This window comes from Clostridioides sp. ES-S-0190-01 (genome assembly GCF_020658275.1).
Lineage (GTDB): Bacteria > Bacillota > Clostridia > Peptostreptococcales > Peptostreptococcaceae > Clostridioides.
Genome location: NZ_JACVWA010000027.1, coordinates 329,466 through 349,155, shown reverse-complemented (window position 1 = coordinate 349,155; position 19,690 = coordinate 329,466). Strand labels below are relative to the sequence as shown.

The window sequence follows — 19,690 nt, the reverse complement described above, 5'->3', positions numbered from 1 at the left end:
TCTAAATTTATATTATACACTTAAAACTTTTTTTAACTTATAACCAACCTTACTAGCAACAAAGTTAAGAAATAATGGAGCTAATATTACAGAGGCAACATATCCTACTTTTTCAAGTGTACTTAAAATCTTTCCATACCCTTTAACAGTTTTACTTTCATACCAAGTGTTCCACCACTTACTATTACTTATCCATGGAGCTTCAACTTCTCTACCTTCTTTATAAAATTTTATGTTTTGCATAAAATTTGCATCATTACGTCGTTTATATATAAATCTAAGCTCTCTTTCTGTATAGCTTCTTTTTTCATGAGTATTGTAGCATATACTTCTTATATTCAATCCATCTAACACAAACCTTATAGTTTTTCCTGATGCAACAGTAAACAACATTCCTGCTTTACACCCAGATATGATTCTTCTTTTTATTGAAGAAGGGCTACTATCTCTAGGTAATTTACTTCCTAAAAAATTATGCTCTAGAAAAGCCATAAATCTAGATACAATAGGAGTTCTTATAGTCATCCCATTAATTGCTACTTTACCTTGACCATAAGTCTCACCTCTTTGCACTCCCAAAAACAAGTTATTCATATTGTCCACTACTATGGGTCCTACACCTAAACGGCTACGTCCATTAGCTGCTCTAACTTCATTCATATAAATATCTTTAGACCTTGATTCATGCAATCCGTAAAGTAAATCATCTCTTTCAAAGGTAAAATTATCACCTATATCCATTCCAAAATCATCACTATATCTAATAGGATTATTTATAGTAAATGTGTATAAATTTAAACCATTCACTTTACCAGCAGGGTCAGCTGAAACCCATCTCCCAATATGAGACGCATAATACCTTTCCCCATAATAATATAGTCCTGTCGATAAATCTCTCTCTTTTGCTGAATACCTGTATTCCTTTAGATTAACTTCTCTATCATCTTCTCCTAAAATCAGAGCTGTTCCACCATATGGATAGTATTCCTCATAAGTTATTAGTTCTGCATTTTCATTTATCTCTACACAATATGAGCCATTACTATTATCTAACTGATATTTAAAAAAGTACTTATTAGTATTTTTAGTCTCTCGTTGTCTTTCATCAATATTCCAGAAATAGATCATTGATATACATTTCTTATCATCCATTACCTTTATAGATTTTCTACTTAAAATTATAGTTTCATTTTTATTATTTATCCTCTTTATCTTTTTAATTTCAAAATTACCAATATAAAATTTTTCTTCTATCTCAAAAATATTTGTATTTATCTTTCTTTCACTAACTTTTCTTACACGTTGACCATTTGCATCATATATATAATAATCACTATCACATATTTCATCTTCTCTAGTTAAAGTATCTACATGAGATATATTATTTTTGTAATTCCAGCAAATTTGAGAAATAGTTTCTAAGTTTCTCATATTACCATTTTCATCAAAATTAGTTTCATAATATAATTCATCTTTATTTCCATACTTGATGCCACGAGAATGATTTGATTTTTTATCAATATCAATAGATTTAATCCATGTTAAACTATCTGATATATGCTTTATAGATACTAAATTTTCTGAATCATCATATCCGTACATCTCTCTATAATTTTCAATTTTTTCACTATCATTTATATGTAATGTTCCTAGTTTAATGTATTTTGAATTTCCAAAGCCACAACCTGATTTATCTGCAATAACACCTGAATGTTTCCTCCCAGTTGCATTAATTAATTGATACATAGCATCGTATGTGTACTCCATTACAGGACTTATTTGTTTTTTGCTTTTTAATATTGCTTCCAAAGAACTATCTATTATAGTCATAACATTTCCACATGGGTCAAATATATATTTTAACTCTTGAAATGTGCTCATCTCATTACCTTTATCTGCCTCATTTTTATTTATTGTCCTTATAGACTTAATTCCTCTCAACCTATAATCTATATCATCGTAAGTATACTGAGTAATTAAACCATTATTCATATAAATCTTAGTTCTTTGCTTATTTGCATTGTACTCTATATCTTTTATAAAATTGTATTCTTTGTTTTCTTCAGATAAAAATACATCTACACCATTTAATAGACCTAATTGATTATACTTGGCTTTATATATACTTAAATCTGGTGTAATTTCTATTTTTAATCTTTCAAGTGCATCATACTTATATTTAGTATGAAATACATCTTCTTCAAGCTGAACACTACTTATTTTATCCCAATTAATTTCATTCTTATAATCGGAAGCAAACTGTCTACTAACACTAATAGCCTTACCATTCAAATCATAAATATCTGAGATAGCTATACCTGCACTATCATAATGTTTATAAATTTTGCCTATTAGGTTCCTACTTTTCACCTTTTTAATATCTTGATTATAAAATTCTCCATAAACATACTTTTCTACAGTTTGATTTATGTTTAGACCACTTTCACATCTTCCATCAACATAAATTTCTTTAATTCTTTGTAGATTATCATAATATATTTTTTTATGAAAACCTCTTAAGTCCCATAAATGTGTAGGCTTATTATACATATTTAATAGGTTTAACTTTATACCTGCATCTGCACTTTCTACATAAATTTCATTACCTTTCATATCATAAAAATACTTAAAATTACAAAAATCTGTTTTTTCACTAATGTTTGAATAATACAATCTTGCATCTACACTACGCTTAATCTTACCAGTTACATCTATATCATTAAACGTTGTTAGACAACTCTTTTTCATAAAATCTATTAACTCATTACTGCAACTTTCATATTTCTCATCTATCTCTAATTTAAAATTACTACTATATGGTTGAAATTTTTCAGATACCCATCCACTTAAAATTTTGTTTTCTTGAATCTTGCTTGGTTTTATATATTCCTTACCCAAAAGCTCATTCCATATATCATCTACACTTATACCTCTTTTACAAGCTATCTCTTTAAATGAATCCTTATAAACTTCACCTAGGTTATCCCTTATAAATAGATATTGATTTCCCATATTATCAAATACTTTTTTTTCAGGGGTATTATAAAATTTACTAGCTTTTAAAAGTGCTTTTTTCTCATATTCTTGTTCTACAGTAGGATTTTCAGGATAATTATTTATATATTCATTGAAATAATCTGAATCTACTAATGTGTCATTTTCATCATAGTGAATTTCCTCCCATGGAGAATACTTAACTTTAGTAAATACATTCTTTACTATAGAACATTTTGATGATATACCTTTAGCTTTTTCAATCTTCACAACCCTAAGAATTGAATCATAATAAATAACTTCTGATGCAGTTAATATATTATCTAGATATTTTTGTTGTTCATATTCAGAAGTTGATGAAAAATATGGCTTAAACTGCTTTATAGGTTTTCCCTTATTGTTGTACACTACTCTTCCGGACACTTGCCAACGTTCATCCACATACCCAGTTGATACTTCTCCTAACTTGTTATATATAAGATTTCCTTTGTTATATAAGATTGCTTTTCCTGAATCAACTTTAGTTTTTTGTTCTATATTTCTACCAAAACCATCTGAAAAACCTATATTAATTTGAACCTTATCTTCTTCCTTAGTTTGAATCTCACTTAAATAATTCTCTCTTACAAGTTGAATAAAGCAAGCTGGTTTTTTATTATCACTCCATTCCCACAAATCATAAAAGAAAAATTCAGATGCCATTTGTAAATATTTTTGATTATTTTTTATAACCTCTTTAAACGTAGCATTCTCTAAATATTTATATATATCTAAATCTCCGTTTCCCTGAAAACTTTCGTCAACAATACCATAGTTAGATTTTGCAATTACCATTGCTAATGGATCAAAAATAACTTGATATATATTACCATTTATATCTTTCAATTGTTTTGGTAAAGTAGTTATATAGTCAATTATAAACTCTGATTCATTTGATATTTGCTCAGACAAATATTCTCCTATTTTAATTGGAAATAATCTATATTCATCATACTCAATATATTTTTTACAATATAATTTTGAATCTTTTTCTATAAATAAATTTTCATTTGATATAGGCATAAAAAATCCATTTTCTTCTCTAGTAAAATAACTTTGAACAAGCCCTCTATTCCACCAATAATTTTCTTTTTTGATATAACCACAATCTTGAACTAATATATTATCATTTATCCTATCCGCAAATATATCATTTACTAAAGTTTCTGGCATAACAGCAAATTCCTGATGATGAAGTAACGCTTTATCAGTTATCTTTCCTAAATCCAGTAAATTATCCTGATGCTCATTCCAAAAATATTTTCTATCACAAGAAATACATCTAGCTTGTACTCTTCCTTTTTTGAAACTTTCATTGTAATTTACTACATTACAAAAAGATTCATTTGTTATTGTTTTGATTTCATCATATGAAAAATAGATTTTTCCATTTAATGATACTTCTCCTATCTCAAATAAACTATGTTCATATGCAATTCCAATTAAATTAAAATCTTCAGTTTCATTTATAAATTTTGTACATTCTGCTGTTATATTAAGGTTGTATTGTTTACTATAAACACTATTTTGGTTTATTATTTTAAACCTTCTTGGGTAATATACTTCACAAGATTTTTCTATATTACCAAACTTATCTACATCTAATATAAATTTGTGTGCTATACGTGGGTCTTTTACTAATCTTTCATAATTGTATGTTATACACTCAGTTGGATGAGAATAAAACACACCAAAATTATTTTCTATTTTATCTTGAAGCTTTACTATCTTAAAGTTAGTTTCAGACACAGTATATGGTATATCTGAAATTTCTATATCACTATCTAATCCATAAGTTTCTTCACGCAAAATTTTTCCAGCTAAAGAGATATATGCCTCTCTCAGTTCTTCTGAATCTTTTTTGTTAATAGAACTATCTAATATAATATCTGGTAGTACATAGGCATCCAAATCTTCAGAAAAAAAGTCTTCTTCATTAAGTTTAGATATATTTTCTAATTGATCACAACACCCTGTATGATACCATTTTTTTATATAAGTAGTAGGTACTATGAGTGGATTTTCTAGACTTGAATTAATCTTTTCTGAGTTCCAATTTTCAACAAACCCAAATCCTCTAAACTTTCGTTCCACATAATCATAATAACCAGAATGATATTTGTAATATTCTGTAAATTTAGATTCTGAAATCTCATCAATAAACTCTATCTTTTCCACTACATGTAGTGGAAATGGTAACTTTGTCTGCCATTCTTTACCTAAAGCCCTATCTTCAAGATAAAACTTTACAGAACTAGAATAAGTTATATTTGTCAACATACCTAAAGAATTATCTATATTAGTTAATAAATATGGCTTTGAGTTATTTGTAAAATCATAAACATAGTGCTTTATTATTTCTCCTACCTTTGTAAATATCATACAAGAAGCTCCATTTCCATTTACATCTTCAAAGTTTATTTGGTCAAACTTTGAGTAATTCTCTGGTAATGGTATTGATATTGCATCACTAAATCTATTGCCACTTAAATTTAGATATATATCTACTCTATCTAAATATACATAACACATATCCATAGTTCCCGAACCATCAATATCTGCAAAATGAATTCTTGATATATCCAAATCTTCATCAAACTTTGGTGCATTTCTCAACAATATTTTTTCTCCAAAATTACCATGACCACAATTTGGCCAACATTCAAAACATCCATTTCGGACTCTAATTCTATGATAAAGACCGTCTCCAAGTACATTACCAAATCCAATAAATTCATTTATGTTTTCACTATTCTTATATGGAAATTCTCCTGAACTTATTCTATTTCCAAAATCAATTCTATTTGCTCTACTAAAACCACTTTTTTTAATAGATGAATACACATTTAGGTAATCATCTCCAAATATAGCAATATCTATTAGTCCTCTTCCATTTATATCAACCATTTCTTTTCTACTGCTTCTTGTAAATTCCATAGGAAAATATTCAAAATCCATATATTGTTTCCAATCTCCATTACTTTCACACTCATAAAATCCTGCTCTTTCTGTTTTTGAAACAATAAAGTTCAATTTGCCATTACCTTCAAGACTCATTAAAAAATAATTAGAGGAAGTTAAATCTTTTTCAATAGGAAACTTAATTGGTTTTTCTAAAAATCCATATTTTCCATCTCCTTCTGCTCTCCAAAAAAATGTAGACTCTTCATTGCTCATTAAAATTCCTGGTAAACCATCACCATAAATATCTATAAAATTAAACTCAGTTTTTTGTAAATATCCTTGTAAATTAGAATCATCTTTTGTTTTTAATAAATTGAATTTTTTATTATTTGGATTAAAACTAGAATATCCTAACTTTATTGGAGGCATAGATTTTAAAAAATAACTATTATCTTTATTCCTTCTGTATCCTTTCAGTTGAACTTCTGATAGCATAGACATTTGCAGTGTTTCTTCATATTTTAAGTTAGTTACATTTACAAGGCATGGTATCTCTCCAAGTTCATTTTCAAATTTATGAAACATTAATATATTTCTACAAAGCCTACAAATTCTTATTTCAAATCCACTTCTATATGACGAAAAAGAATCTTTTCTCACTTTCCACATATTTGTATATACATATGGATTCGACTGACTCGTTTTTAATAAAGTATCTTCTAATTCATATTCACCATAATCAAAGACCACTTCAAAGGCCCATTTTTCTTTTTTTTGTTTATCAAAATAGTTCCCATATCTTATTTTATGTATATATTTATATGAATCAAATCTTCTATCTACATAATTAGATTTATCTATTATATTTTCATTATTTTCTTGTTTATAAATATACTCAATTTTATTTCCTTTTGAATCAAAACTTTCTTCAATAAGCCACATAAATATTTGACTGTCATTGTTTGGATTTGCAACTTTTGAATTTAAAGACTTGCCATAGATTGATGTAATGTTATCTTTTGTAGTAATTTTCCAATAAGAACTCTCTTTACTCTTCCAATATTCTATTCTTGAAAAGTCTCCTTCTACTCTAGGTAAATATGAAGTCACTTCCCATGAGGAATTTAAATTTTTTGATTTCTTCATTTGTTTTCTATTATCACATGTTTTTACAAGTTCTGATGAATTAGATAATATAAACTTATCCAAAATATCCTCATATGTAGGCACACCCTTCTCCGTATTTCTAGATATATAAGGCAATGAAATAGAAAAACCTAATCCAAATGGACCATTCCCAGCACCAGAGTTATAATTTAAAGAAATATCTGGTTCAAAACCTCGACCTTTTGAAGTTTTTATTGGTATAGAAAAATTTCCAACTCCTGTAAATGGATTTGAACTAAAAGTCTCACCCATACCTTTTATTGCGCCACCACCTTTAGGCATAGATACTTCACCTATAGAAATTGTTCCATTGTTAAACACACCTTTATTATTACTTTCCATATGATTAACACCGCCTATAATTTCATTAGATTTTCTTTTTATATCCTTTTTTCTAAATTTTCTGATAAATTATACTATAAAGTATATAGATATTTAAAAGAATATTCAACAATTTATGCGTAACTGGTCGTCTAAAATGTACATTTGGTCAAAACAATTATTTTATAAAAAAAAGTTATATAGTTAATACCTGCCACAAAGCTCACGTTAAAAAACATAAGTATTTTTGTCATCAACTACATTATAATGGTGAGTATTATAAAGAAATTATTTATACATATTTTACATACTCAAAATTAAAAATAGCCAATATAAAAATCATATTATATTAATTCAAAATCTTATAACTAAATAATTTAGATTCTAAAGAATATGATTACATTATATTGGCTATTTTAACTACTTTTTCTTAAACATATCTTCTATTTTCTGTCCGAATGTTTTTTTCTTTTCGTGGACGTTCGACCCGCACTCCTTCGCAAATTCTCTTAACAGATCTTTTTGCTTATCATTTAATTTTTTAGGAATCTCGACTACAACTTTGACATATTGGTCTCCTCTTGAATTACCTCTAATTCTAGGAATTCCTTTTTCTTTAAGTCTAAATACAGTTCCAGTTTGTGTTCCTTCTGGCACACTATACTTAACTTTTCCATCCAAAGTAGGTACTTCTATTTCATCACCTAAAGTTGCTTGAACAAATGTAATTGGCATCTCAAAGTAAATATCATTTCCATCTCTAGTAAACAATGGATGAGATTTTACATTAACTACAATGTATAAGTCTCCTCTTGGAGCACCTTTTTCTCCCACTTCACCTTGACCAGCAAGTTTTATCATTTGACCATCATCTATACCTGCAGGTATATCTACTTCTATAGTCTTAACTTTTCTTGTGTTTCCAGTTCCATTACATTTGCTACAAGGAGATTCAATTACTTCTCCAGTTCCATTACAAGTACTACAAGGTCTTGAGCTTGCTATATTTCCAAATGGAGTTCTTTGAACAGTTCTAACTTGGCCAGTTCCATTACAAGTTGAACAAGTTTTCTTTGATGTTCCTGGTTTTGCTCCAGTTCCATCACACTCATCACATTCTTCACTTCTATTTAGCTTTATAGACATTTTTTTACCAAATGCAGCTTCTTCAAAAGATATAGTAACATTTTGTCTTATATCTGCACCACGTTGTGGACCTCTTCTTCTTTGTCTTCCACCTCCGAAGCCCCCTCCAAACATGTCACCAAATATATCTCCAAACATATCTTCAAATCCACCAAAGCCTTGGCCATTAAATCCACCTTGGCCTCCAAAGCCTCCTTGACCATTTAGCCCATCATGTCCAAATTGGTCATAAGTCTTTCTCTTTGTATCATCTGAAAGTACTTCATAAGCTTCATTTATTTCTTTAAACTTTTCTTCAGCCTCTTCATCACCAGGGTTTCTATCTGGATGGTACTTCATTGCTAACTTTCTGTAAGCTTTTTTTATCTCTTGAGCTTCTGCACCTTTACTGATACCTAAGACTTCATAATAATCCCTTTTTGTACTCAAAAATTGACACCACCTTCATTTTACAAAACGATAGCTTGTAGAATAATAAACTACAAGCTATCATTAATTCTTATATTCTACTTTAAGTTATATAATCTATGATATATTATATTCTTTATGATGTATATTGTCCATATATCTTTAATATCTATATGATTTTCATAAATAATCTATTCTTCAATTATCATTTGATGTTATATTATATAGCTTATTTATCTTCATCTACTTCTTTAAAGTCAGCATCTACTACATTGTCATCTTTAGGTCCATTATCTTGAGCTTGCTCTGCACCTTGTGCTGCTTGTTGTTCTTGAGCTGCCTTTTGGTACATTTCTTGAGATACTTTTTGGAACTTAGTCATTACTTCTTCTGTAGCTTTCTTAAGTTCTTCTGCTGTAGCATCTTGATTATCTTTTACAACTTTTAAGTCTGCTATTGCTTTTTCTATATCTTCTTTATCACTTGCACTTATTTTATCTCCAAGTTCATTTAAAGTTTTTTCAGTTTGATATATAGTAGATTCAGCTTGGTTAAATGCTTCTATTTTCTCTTTTTTCTGTTTGTCAGCTTCAGCATTCATCTCAGCTTCTTTTATTTTTTGTTCTATATCTGCTTCTGATAAATTAGTATTTGATGTTATAGTTATTTTTTGTTCTTTTCCTGTACCTAAATCTTTAGCTGAAACATTAACTATACCATTTGCATCTATATCAAATGTAACTTCTATTTGAGGTATTCCCCTTTGTGCTGGTGGTATATCAGTTAATTGGAATCTTCCTAAAGTTGTATTGTCATAAGCCATACTTCTTTCACCTTGAAGTACATGTATATCAACAGCTGTTTGGTTATCAGCAGCAGTTGAGAATACTTGAGATTTCTTAGTTGGTATTGTAGTGTTTCTTTCTATTATCTTAGTCATTACATTACCCATAGTTTCTATACCAAGAGATAATGGAGTAACGTCTAGTAATAATAAGTCTTTAACATCTCCTGCTAAAACTCCTGCTTGTATAGAAGCTCCTGCTGCAACACATTCATCTGGGTTTATACCTTTATGAGGATCTTTTCCTATAAATTTCTTAACAGCATCTTGAACTGCTGGTATTCTTGTAGAACCACCAACTAGTAATACATCATCTATTTCACTTGTAGAAAGTCCTGCATCTTGTAAAGCTCTCTTAGTTGGTTCCATAGTTTTTTCAACTAAACCTCTAGTTAATTCTTCAAATTTAGCTCTTGATAAATCTATATTTAAATGCTTTGGACCTTCTGCTGTAGCAGTTATGAAAGGTAAGTTTATGTTTGAATTCATTGTTGATGATAATTCTTTCTTAGCCTTTTCTGCTGCTTCTTTCAATCTTTGAAGAGCCATTTTATCATTTCTTAAATCTACACCTTCAGCTTTTTTGAATTCATCTGCTAAATAGTCTATTACTATTTGGTCGAAGTCATCTCCACCTAATCTATTGTTACCAGCTGTAGCTAAAACTTCAAAAGTACCATCACCTATTTCAAGTATAGATACGTCAAAAGTTCCTCCACCTAAGTCAAATACTAATATTTTCTTTTCTTGGTCTAATTTATCCATACCATAAGCAAGAGCTGCTGCTGTTGGCTCGTTTATTATTCTCTTAACATCTAGCCCTGCTATTCTACCAGCATCTTTAGTAGCTTGTCTTTGAGCATCTGTAAAGTACGCTGGAACTGTTATAACTGCTTCTGTTACTGTTTGTCCTAAGTAACTTTCTGCATCTGATTTTAATTTTTGTAATATTATTGCTGATATTTCTTGTGGAGTATATGATTTTCCATCTATATTCACTTTGTAATCAGTTCCCATGTGAGTTTTTATTGAAGTTATTGTTTTATCTGCATTTGTAACTGCTTGTCTTTTTGCAGGTTCTCCAACTATTCTTTCACCATCTTTTGTAAATGCCACTACTGATGGAGTAGTTCTCATACCTTCATTATTTGCTATTATTTGTGCTTCTCCACCTTCTAATACTGCAACACATGAATTTGTTGTTCCTAAATCTATTCCTATTATTTTTCCCATGACTAAAAATCCTCCTTGAGTAATTGTATAATTAAATTTTACTTATTTGTGTATTTTATATTAGGCTAAATATTTTAACCTTAATTTATATACTTAGCAAGAAACTTTAACCATTGAAGGTCTTATAACTTTAGTTCCTAGCTTATATCCTTTTTGAAGTACCATCACTATTTGATTTGCTTCTACTCCATCTACACTCTCTTGCATAACTGCTAGATGTAAGTTTGGGTCAAATTCCTTAGATTCTGCTTCTATTTCTTCTACTCCAAATTTTACTAGAGTATCTATTAATTGTTTATGTACAAGGCTTATACCCTTATACATAGTATCTTCCTTATCTTCACATGCATCTAAGGCTCTTTCCATACTATCTATAACTGGTATTAACTCAGTTATTATTTTCTCATTTGCAAACACACCAATTGTTTCTTTTTCTTGTTGAGTTCTTCTTCTATAGTTTGCATATTCGGCTTGAAGTCTTTGATATTTGTCATTTAATTCATCTACTTCATCTTTTAATTTTTTTTCTGCTAATTTAGAATTTATATCTGTTACATTTTCATCATCAGCTTTTTCTTCATCAGTTTTTTCGCTTGACTCTTCACATTCTTCATTAACAACTTCATCTTCTAACTCTACTTGAGTTTCAGATTCTTGGTTAATAGAAGTATCATTTACTTCTTTTACTTCTTGTTGCTCATTTTTTTTATCCAAGACTTTACACCCCTCAATTTAAAATTTCTTTACTTTCTATTAATTAATAAACTCATATAATTTATTATAGAGTAAATTCTAGCGTAATCCATTCTTGTAGGTCCTATGAAGCTTATTCGCCCAACTAAGTCTCTGTCTACATTATAAGTTGCTGTAACTATACTACAATCCTGTGCCAATTTACAATCATTATCACTACCAATTATTATATTTAGATTTTCTTTTTGTATTCCCTTTGATTTAATTATGTCAGCTATTGTTTCCTTTCTTTCTAACATATTTAAAAATGACTTTGCTTTTAACACATCATTGAATTCTGGATAACTAAATATATTAGTGGCTCCATTTAATGATAGAGAAAAATCTTCTTCTTCCATATTTGAGTTTAGGGCATTTAAAAGTTCATCTATAAACCCTGAGTACTCACTTATTTCATATTTAATAAAAGCAATCAGATTATCATCTAAATCTGTTATACTTTTTCCTAAGAGCTTCTTTGTAAGATTATCAGAAATCAAATTTAACTTAGATTGATCTAAATATACATTAGTTGTAAGGTTAGCTTTTTTTAAGTCCCCTTTATCTGTTACAACTATAAGTAAAATATTATTGTCATGCATAGCAACTAACTGTATATGCTTTATGACGCTTTGATTTATTAAACTCTTAGTAACTGCTACAGTTGTGTAGTTAGTTAATTGAGATAATAGCTTAGACGTTTCATGAATTAATTCTTTTATATGATTTATGTTATGATTCATACATTGTTCAATAAGAATCTTATCATTATCATCTAATTCACTTTTACTCATAAGAGAGTTTACATATAACTTATAGCCTTTTTCAGATGGAACTCTACCCGCAGAAGTATGTGGCTGAATTAAATATCCTAATTCTTCAAGGTCAGCCATTTCATTTCTTATGGTGGCAGCACTAACACCTAAATCATGCCTTTTAGATATTGTTCTAGAACCTATAGCTTCAGCTGTTTCTATATAATCTTTAACTATAGCTTTGAGGATATTTAATTTTCTTTCATTTAATTCCATATTATTATACCTCCTAGCTGTTAGCACTCACTAAGTTCGAGTGCTAAAAAGATTATATATATTATATACCATTATAAATTTATTTTGTCAACACCCTAAAAATCATTCCATAAATTCTATAAATATACTATTAGATATTTCTCTTCCCTTTTGAGTTAATTGTATTCCCTCAAAGCTTTGGTTTATAAGGTCTCTAGCTAGTAACATTTCTATCTGCTTACTGTATTTTTTTCTAAAATCTATTCCAAAATTTTTTTCAAAATCTTTAAATTTTATTCCCTTATTCATTCTAAGGCCCATAAATATCTTTTCTTCTATCATATCTTTTATAGAAAGATTTTCACTATCTTGTATTGGCTTCTCTCCTTTAATCAGACTTAAATGATAATCCTCTAAAGATTCTAAATTATTATATCTATTATTATCAATATAACCAGAAGCTCCTGCTCCAAGACCTATATAGTGTTCACATTCCCAATATAAAATATTATGTTTACAATTATAGCCTTCTTGTGAGTAATTTGATATTTCATATTGATTGTATCCTTTTGATTTTAAATAGTTTATTGTATACTCATACATTTCTATATCTATATTTTCATCTATAAGGTCAAATTGATTATTTTCATACATATTATACAGTTCAGTACCTTCTTCTAATATAAGAGAATATGCTGATATATGTGCTGGATTTAAATCTGTAACTTTTTCAAGAGTTTCCTTCCAATCACATAGTGTTTGATTGGGAAGACTATACATTAAGTCTATGTTAATATTTTTAAATCCTACACTCAATGCGTCCATATAGTTTTTCTCAAATTCTTTATAACTATGTATTCTTCCTATAAAGTTCAAATGCTTTTCTTGGACAGCTTGTAACCCTATGCTAAGTCTATTGATACCAACTTCTTTCATAGTTTCTAATTTTTCTAGTGTCAGTGTGCCAGGATTGCATTCTATGGTTATTTCTGCGTTTTTGTCTATATTGAATTTTTCTTTTACACTTACAAATACTTCTCTTATTTCTTCAGATGTCAAAATACTAGGTGTTCCTCCACCTATAAATATACTTGTTATTATATCGTTTTTGTCTATATTGAAATCTTCTTTATTTTTGTATTTATCATCTCTATTTAATTTATTACTGTATAACTCCATTTCTATTTTCAAATCTTCTATATATCTTTTTTTTGAATCTAGGTCCATTTTATAAGAATTAAAATCACAATACTTACATTTTTTCACACAAAATGGGATATGTATATAAAGTCCTAACATTTTATATTCCTCATTTCTTAAAATTATCTTAAAGCATCAGTTATTAAATTATAAATCAAACAAAATAACTCATCAAATAACATATAAAGCATCTTCACTATGTAATATCATAAAAAATTTGGATAAAAGTAGATTTTTACTTTTATCCAAATTTTTCAACTTAAAATAAATGACTATTTTTTCTTCATATAATAATAAACTGGTAATCCAAGTAGGGTTATAAATATACCACCTAAAGATACTGCTGTTGAAGTCAGTATTTGATTTATTATTACAAATAATCCACCTAATATAGCTATAATTGGTATTATTGGATATAAAGGAACTTTATACGGTCTGTGTAAATCTGGTTGTTCTCTTCTAAGCCTTATAACTCCAACAAAAGTCAATACGTAAAATACCCATATTGAAAATATAGTTAAATCTGTCAAAAGATTAAATTGACCAGATAAAGCATATATACATGCTAATACAGTTATGAGCAGTATTGAATTTACAGGAGACCCACCAGAATTTACTTTTAATAAAACCTTAGAAGCAGGCAAAGTTCCTTTTTCAGCTAATGTATATGGTATTCTTGACCCTGTTAATAAATATCCATTTAATGTACCAAACACTGATATTAATATACCCACAGTTATTACTTTTCCACCTAAATTTCCAAATAATTTTTTTGCAACTAATGTTGCTGGTGAAGTAACAGTTGCTAATTCACTTGCTGGCACAACCCAAAGATATGCTACATTTATTATAATATATATTGCCATAACTAATGATAGCCCACCAACTATTGCTCTTGGTAAATCTTTTTCTGGAGATTTCATCTCTCCTGAGATAGCACCGACATTTATCCATCCATCATATGCAAACAACGTTGCTATTAATACTTGTCCAAGTGCGCTTGATACACTAACTCCATCACCTACAAATGGATTTAATATCTCACTACTTTGGCCTTTAATAAATCCAAATATTATTATTAGAGCTAATGGTATCATTTTTCCAATAGTAGCTACTGTCTGAACTTTTCCTCCCAATGATGAACCTATTATATTAAGTAATGATAAAAACAGTATTACTCCAATTGCTATTGGAAGCACAACTGACATATTGTTTGGACTCATATTTAAAAGTTCAGATGCTTGTTGAGCAAATATTACCCCTAATGCTGCTGACGTACCTGGAAAAAATAATACAGTTTGCATCCATCCAGTTAAAAATCCTAATTTTTCTCCATATATTTCTTCAATATAAATCATCATACCACCAGTTTTTGGGATAGCAGCTGATATTTCTGTAGCTGTAAGTCCAGCTGTTATTGTTATAAATCCACCTAAAAGCCATGCTATAATACCTAGTCCTGGAGCTCCATTAGTTGTGGTATATATTGCCTGTGGCTTAAAAAAAACTCCTGAACCTATAACCATACCTACAACAGTAGAAAGAGCTGCTGAAAGACCAATCGTCTTTTGTAGTTGAGTACGCATGATGTCCCTCCTTACTGTTTTATAAGTGCATAAAATATTAATTTTATAAATTTATGGTTTTAGTATTCCCAAAGTTTTTTTTTATATTAACTTACTAACTTTATATTAATTTGCTATACATTTAAAATTATAGAATACCAACCTTCATAATTTCAACCTTATAAAGACTGTCTATTTTTTTAATGTAAATTATATTTACTATCTTAAATTAATTAAATTAAAGTTTAATCTTTTAACTTAAAATGTGTATATATCTAATACTTTTCCTTTTAAAATTTCTTTTTCATTTAGTTCTGGATTATTGATAACAATTTCAAGCATCTTATTTAATAGATACCCTATATCTTTACCTGGTTTAACACCTATAGACATTAAATCGTTTCCATTAATAGCTAAGTCTTTAATATGAAAGCATTCATTTTGACTTATTATATGTTTAAATTCCTTTTCACTCTCAATAAGGTTTAATATTTTCTGTTTTGCATATTTTGGGTTTTTAGCAAGTGTGTCAGCCCAATTAACCTTTATTAAATCTTCAAATAGTTCAACATCTCCAAGTTTATTTAATAACTTTTTAATAATTTTTCTTTTTGGTTCTATTCTATAATCATGATATTGTATTAATATTAAAACTTTATTAATAGTATAATTATCATACTTAAGTCTCTTCAAAATTTGCTTTGCTATTTTGACAGACTCCCTACTGTGACTATAAAAATGGTCAATTCCATTTTTATCTGTCGTTTTAGTAATTTTTTTACCCAAATCATGAAATAACATTGTAAGCTTTAGATATAATTCATCTTCAATTACTTCAGTAGCTATCAATGTATGTTTTCCAACATTATAAATATGATATGGATTATTTTGAATAACATCTTCTAAGTCACATATTTCAGGAATTATAAATTTTAATAATCCTGTTGAAATTAATAAATTTAACTTAGATGAATCAGATATTAGCATTTTATTGAATTCTACTTGAATTCTTTCCATAGACACACATTTTATTAAATCTGCGTTTCTGTAGATACTTTGTTTAGTATCTTCAGCTATTTTAAAATTAAGCTGTGCAGAAAATCTAATCGCTCTAAGCATTCTAAGTGCATCTTCTTCAAATCTATCTACTGGATTTCCAACGCAACGAATACACTTATTTTGTATATCCTCACAACCATTAAATGGGTCAACTAATCCAGTCTTTGAATTGTATGCAATTGCATTAACAGTAAAATCTCTTCTTGACAAATCCTTAACTATATCATTTGTAAATTCTATTGAATCTGGATGTCTACCATCACTATAACTTCCATCTATTCTATATGTTGTCACTTCAAATAGCTCATGTTCAATCATGACTGTTACAGTACCATGTTGTATACCAGTTGGAATAGTCCTTTCAAATATCTCTACCACTTTTTCAGGTCTTGCACTAGTTGTTATATCCCAGTCATTTGGAATTTTTTCTAATAAACAATCCCTCACACATCCTCCAACTACATATGCCTCATAACCATTCTTTTCTAATTCTTTAATTATATAATCCACTTTTTTAGGAATTTCTATATTAGTCATAAATATCACCTTTTTTTATTTTTTCTTTAATATACTCTTACTTATATTCTCTATGTGTTTAATTAAAATATACCACAAAAAAACTAGATTAATTTAGAAATAATTCTAAAATCACTCTAGCTTTTAAGTATATTTATCTAAATTTATAAAAATTTAATAAATTATTCATCCAACTTAAGTACAGACATAAATGCTTTTTGAGGAACTTCAACAGAGCCAATTTGTCTCATACGCTTCTTACCTTCTTTTTGTTTTTCAAGAAGTTTCTTCTTACGAGATATATCTCCACCATAACATTTAGCAAGTACATCTTTTCTTAAAGCACTTATTGTCTCTCTTGCAATAACCTTATTACCAACAGCAGCTTGTATAGGTATAGCAAATTGATGTCTTGGAATTTCTCCTTTTAATTTCTCACACATTGCCTTTCCTCTAGGGAAAGCACGAGTTTCATGTACAATAAAACTAAGTGCATCAACTTGCTCTTTATTAATTAAAACATCAAGTTTTACAAGAGTAGATGCAACATATCCCTTAATCTCATAATCAAGAGAACCATATCCTCTAGTTCTTGATTTTAAGGCATCAAAGAAATCATAAACAACTTCATTAAGAGGAAGGTCGTAATGAAGCATTACTCTTCTCTCATCTATATATTCCATGTTTAACATATTTCCACGTCTTTCCTGGCAAAGTTCCATAACAACACCTACATAATCTTTAGGAACTATTATATCACCTTTTACTATAGGTTCTTCTATCATTCTTATCTCAGCTACTTCTGGCAAATTTGCAGGATTTTGTATCATTACAACTTCTCCATCAGTTTTTGTAACTCTGTATATAACAGATGGTGCTGTAGTTATTATATCAAGATTAAATTCTCTCTCAAGTCTTTCTTGCATTATTTCCATATGTAAAAGACCTAAAAATCCACATCTAAACCCAAACCCTAGTGCTGCTGAAGTTTCAGCCTCATATTCAAGGGCAGCATCATTTACTTGTAATTTTTCAAGAGCATCTCTTACATTTTCATATTTTTCACCTTCTCCTGGATATATACCACAATATACCATTGGAGTAGCTTTTTTATATCCTGGTAAAGGTTCTTCTGTAGGATTATTTGAATCTGTTATTGTATCCCCTACACGACAGCTTCTTATGTCTTTTATACTAGCAGCAATATAACCAACATCACCTGCTGATAATTCACTAAGTTCAGTTTGCCCTGGAGCCATAACACCAACTTCAGTTACTTCAAACTTTTTCTTAGTATTCATCATTTTTATTGTCATACCTTTTTTAACAGTTCCTTCAAACACTCTAACATAGGCTACAACACCTTTATAAGCATCGTAATAAGAGTCAAATATTAACGCCTTTAATGGTGCTTCATTATCTCCTTTAGGTGCAGGGACATTTTTTACAATATCTTCTAAAACATCTTCTATATTTAAACCTGTTTTAGCTGAAATAAGAGGTGCTTCACTTGCATCAAGCCCTATTATATCTTCAATTTCATGTTTTACTTCATCTGGTCTTGCACTTGGTAAATCTATTTTATTTATTATTGGTAATATTTCTAAATCTTGGTCTATTGCAAGATACACATTAGCTAAAGTCTGTGCCTCAACACCTTGTGCTGCATCGACTACCAATAATGCTCCCTCACATGCTACTAAACTTCTTGATACCTCGTAATTGAAGTCTACATGTCCTGGTGTATCTATAAGATTTAAATAATATTCATTTCCATCCTTCGCCTTATACATTAATCTTATATTTTGAAGCTTTATAGTGATTCCTCTTTCTCTTTCAAGATCCATGTTATCAAGTAATTGACTCTTCATGTCTCTTTCACTGACAAGCCCCGTTTGTTGTATTAATCTATCAGCTAAGGTAGACTTTCCATGGTCTATATGTGCAATTATACTAAAATTTCTAGTTCTACTTTGTTTATTGTCCACCTTAAATTCCCTCCTCTTGATTATTCTTATAGTTATCATTTTATATTATATAAAAACTTTTTATATATCAAATTTTAAATTTTTGAATATAAACTAATTGGCATTAAACAAAATTATCCACATTATATGTGGATTATCAAGTCTAACACTAAATATTATATAATATCATAAACTTAAAGTAAATCCTATAAAATATAGTTAATGTGTTTTTATTTTATACAATTAAAAATACATAACTAAAATAAGGCTTATTTTAATCAATAAACCTTATTCACTTATTTCCTACTTATTAAATTTTTCAACGATTTTGTGTATATCAAAATCTGGTATGTCAATCTTTGGTATATCAAACTTTGTAATATCAAATTTAATACTTGAGAAATAATTATGTTGTTTTATTCCCAACATACTTTTAGCATTACTATCAACTATAAATACACAAATGGATGTACCTATAATCATAATAACTAAAAATATAATTCTCATAATATACTTATATTTTCTTTGTTTACTTTTACCTTCTATATTTCTTTCTAATCGGCTCATTCAACATGCTCCTAATTA

At 28.6% G+C, this 19,690-nt stretch carries 10 protein-coding genes; all 10 read right to left on the bottom strand.

Annotated features, from left to right (window positions below; translation table 11 throughout):
- Window positions 1-12: 12 nt before the first annotated feature.
- Entirely contained in the window at window positions 13-7,446 is a 7,434-nt protein-coding gene (locus tag IC214_RS11570; protein WP_227866678.1) for a SpvB/TcaC N-terminal domain-containing protein, read from the bottom strand.
- A gap of 399 nt (window positions 7,447-7,845) precedes the next feature.
- Window positions 7,846-9,000 carry a molecular chaperone DnaJ gene (gene dnaJ / locus IC214_RS11565; RefSeq protein WP_227824183.1) on the bottom strand — a complete coding sequence of 385 codons (1,155 nt, stop codon included), beginning with the start codon at window positions 8,998-9,000 and terminating at the stop codon, window positions 7,846-7,848.
- A 208-nt stretch (window positions 9,001-9,208) separates the two neighbouring features.
- Window positions 9,209-11,056 carry a molecular chaperone DnaK gene (gene dnaK, locus IC214_RS11560; RefSeq protein ID WP_227432573.1) on the bottom strand — a complete coding sequence of 616 codons (1,848 nt, stop codon included), beginning with the start codon at window positions 11,054-11,056 and terminating at the stop codon, window positions 9,209-9,211.
- Between the two features lie 93 nt (window positions 11,057-11,149).
- Window positions 11,150-11,770, bottom strand: coding sequence for a nucleotide exchange factor GrpE (gene grpE / locus IC214_RS11555; protein ID WP_227866677.1), 621 nt, complete (start codon window positions 11,768-11,770; stop codon window positions 11,150-11,152).
- Between the two features lie 29 nt (window positions 11,771-11,799).
- Entirely contained in the window at window positions 11,800-12,819 is a 1,020-nt protein-coding gene (gene hrcA / locus IC214_RS11550) for a heat-inducible transcriptional repressor HrcA (RefSeq protein WP_227432571.1), read from the bottom strand.
- 102 nt (window positions 12,820-12,921) lie between these two features.
- Complete coding sequence (gene hemW, locus IC214_RS11545) at window positions 12,922-14,097, bottom strand: radical SAM family heme chaperone HemW (protein WP_227432570.1); 1,176 nt, start codon at window positions 14,095-14,097, stop codon at window positions 12,922-12,924.
- Between the two features lie 173 nt (window positions 14,098-14,270).
- A complete protein-coding gene (locus IC214_RS11540; RefSeq protein ID WP_227432569.1) occupies window positions 14,271-15,584 on the bottom strand; it encodes an APC family permease in 1,314 nt (437 codons plus the stop codon).
- A 237-nt stretch (window positions 15,585-15,821) separates the two neighbouring features.
- A complete protein-coding gene (locus IC214_RS11535; protein ID WP_227866676.1) occupies window positions 15,822-17,159 on the bottom strand; it encodes a CCA tRNA nucleotidyltransferase in 1,338 nt (445 codons plus the stop codon).
- Between the two features lie 161 nt (window positions 17,160-17,320).
- A complete protein-coding gene (lepA, locus tag IC214_RS11530; RefSeq protein ID WP_227482848.1) occupies window positions 17,321-19,126 on the bottom strand; it encodes a translation elongation factor 4 in 1,806 nt (601 codons plus the stop codon).
- Window positions 19,127-19,408: 282 nt separating this feature from the next.
- Window positions 19,409-19,672: a hypothetical protein gene (locus IC214_RS11525; RefSeq protein ID WP_227830755.1), complete on the bottom strand. Its 264-nt coding sequence runs from the start codon at window positions 19,670-19,672 to the stop codon at window positions 19,409-19,411.
- Between the last annotated feature and the right edge of the window lie 18 nt (window positions 19,673-19,690).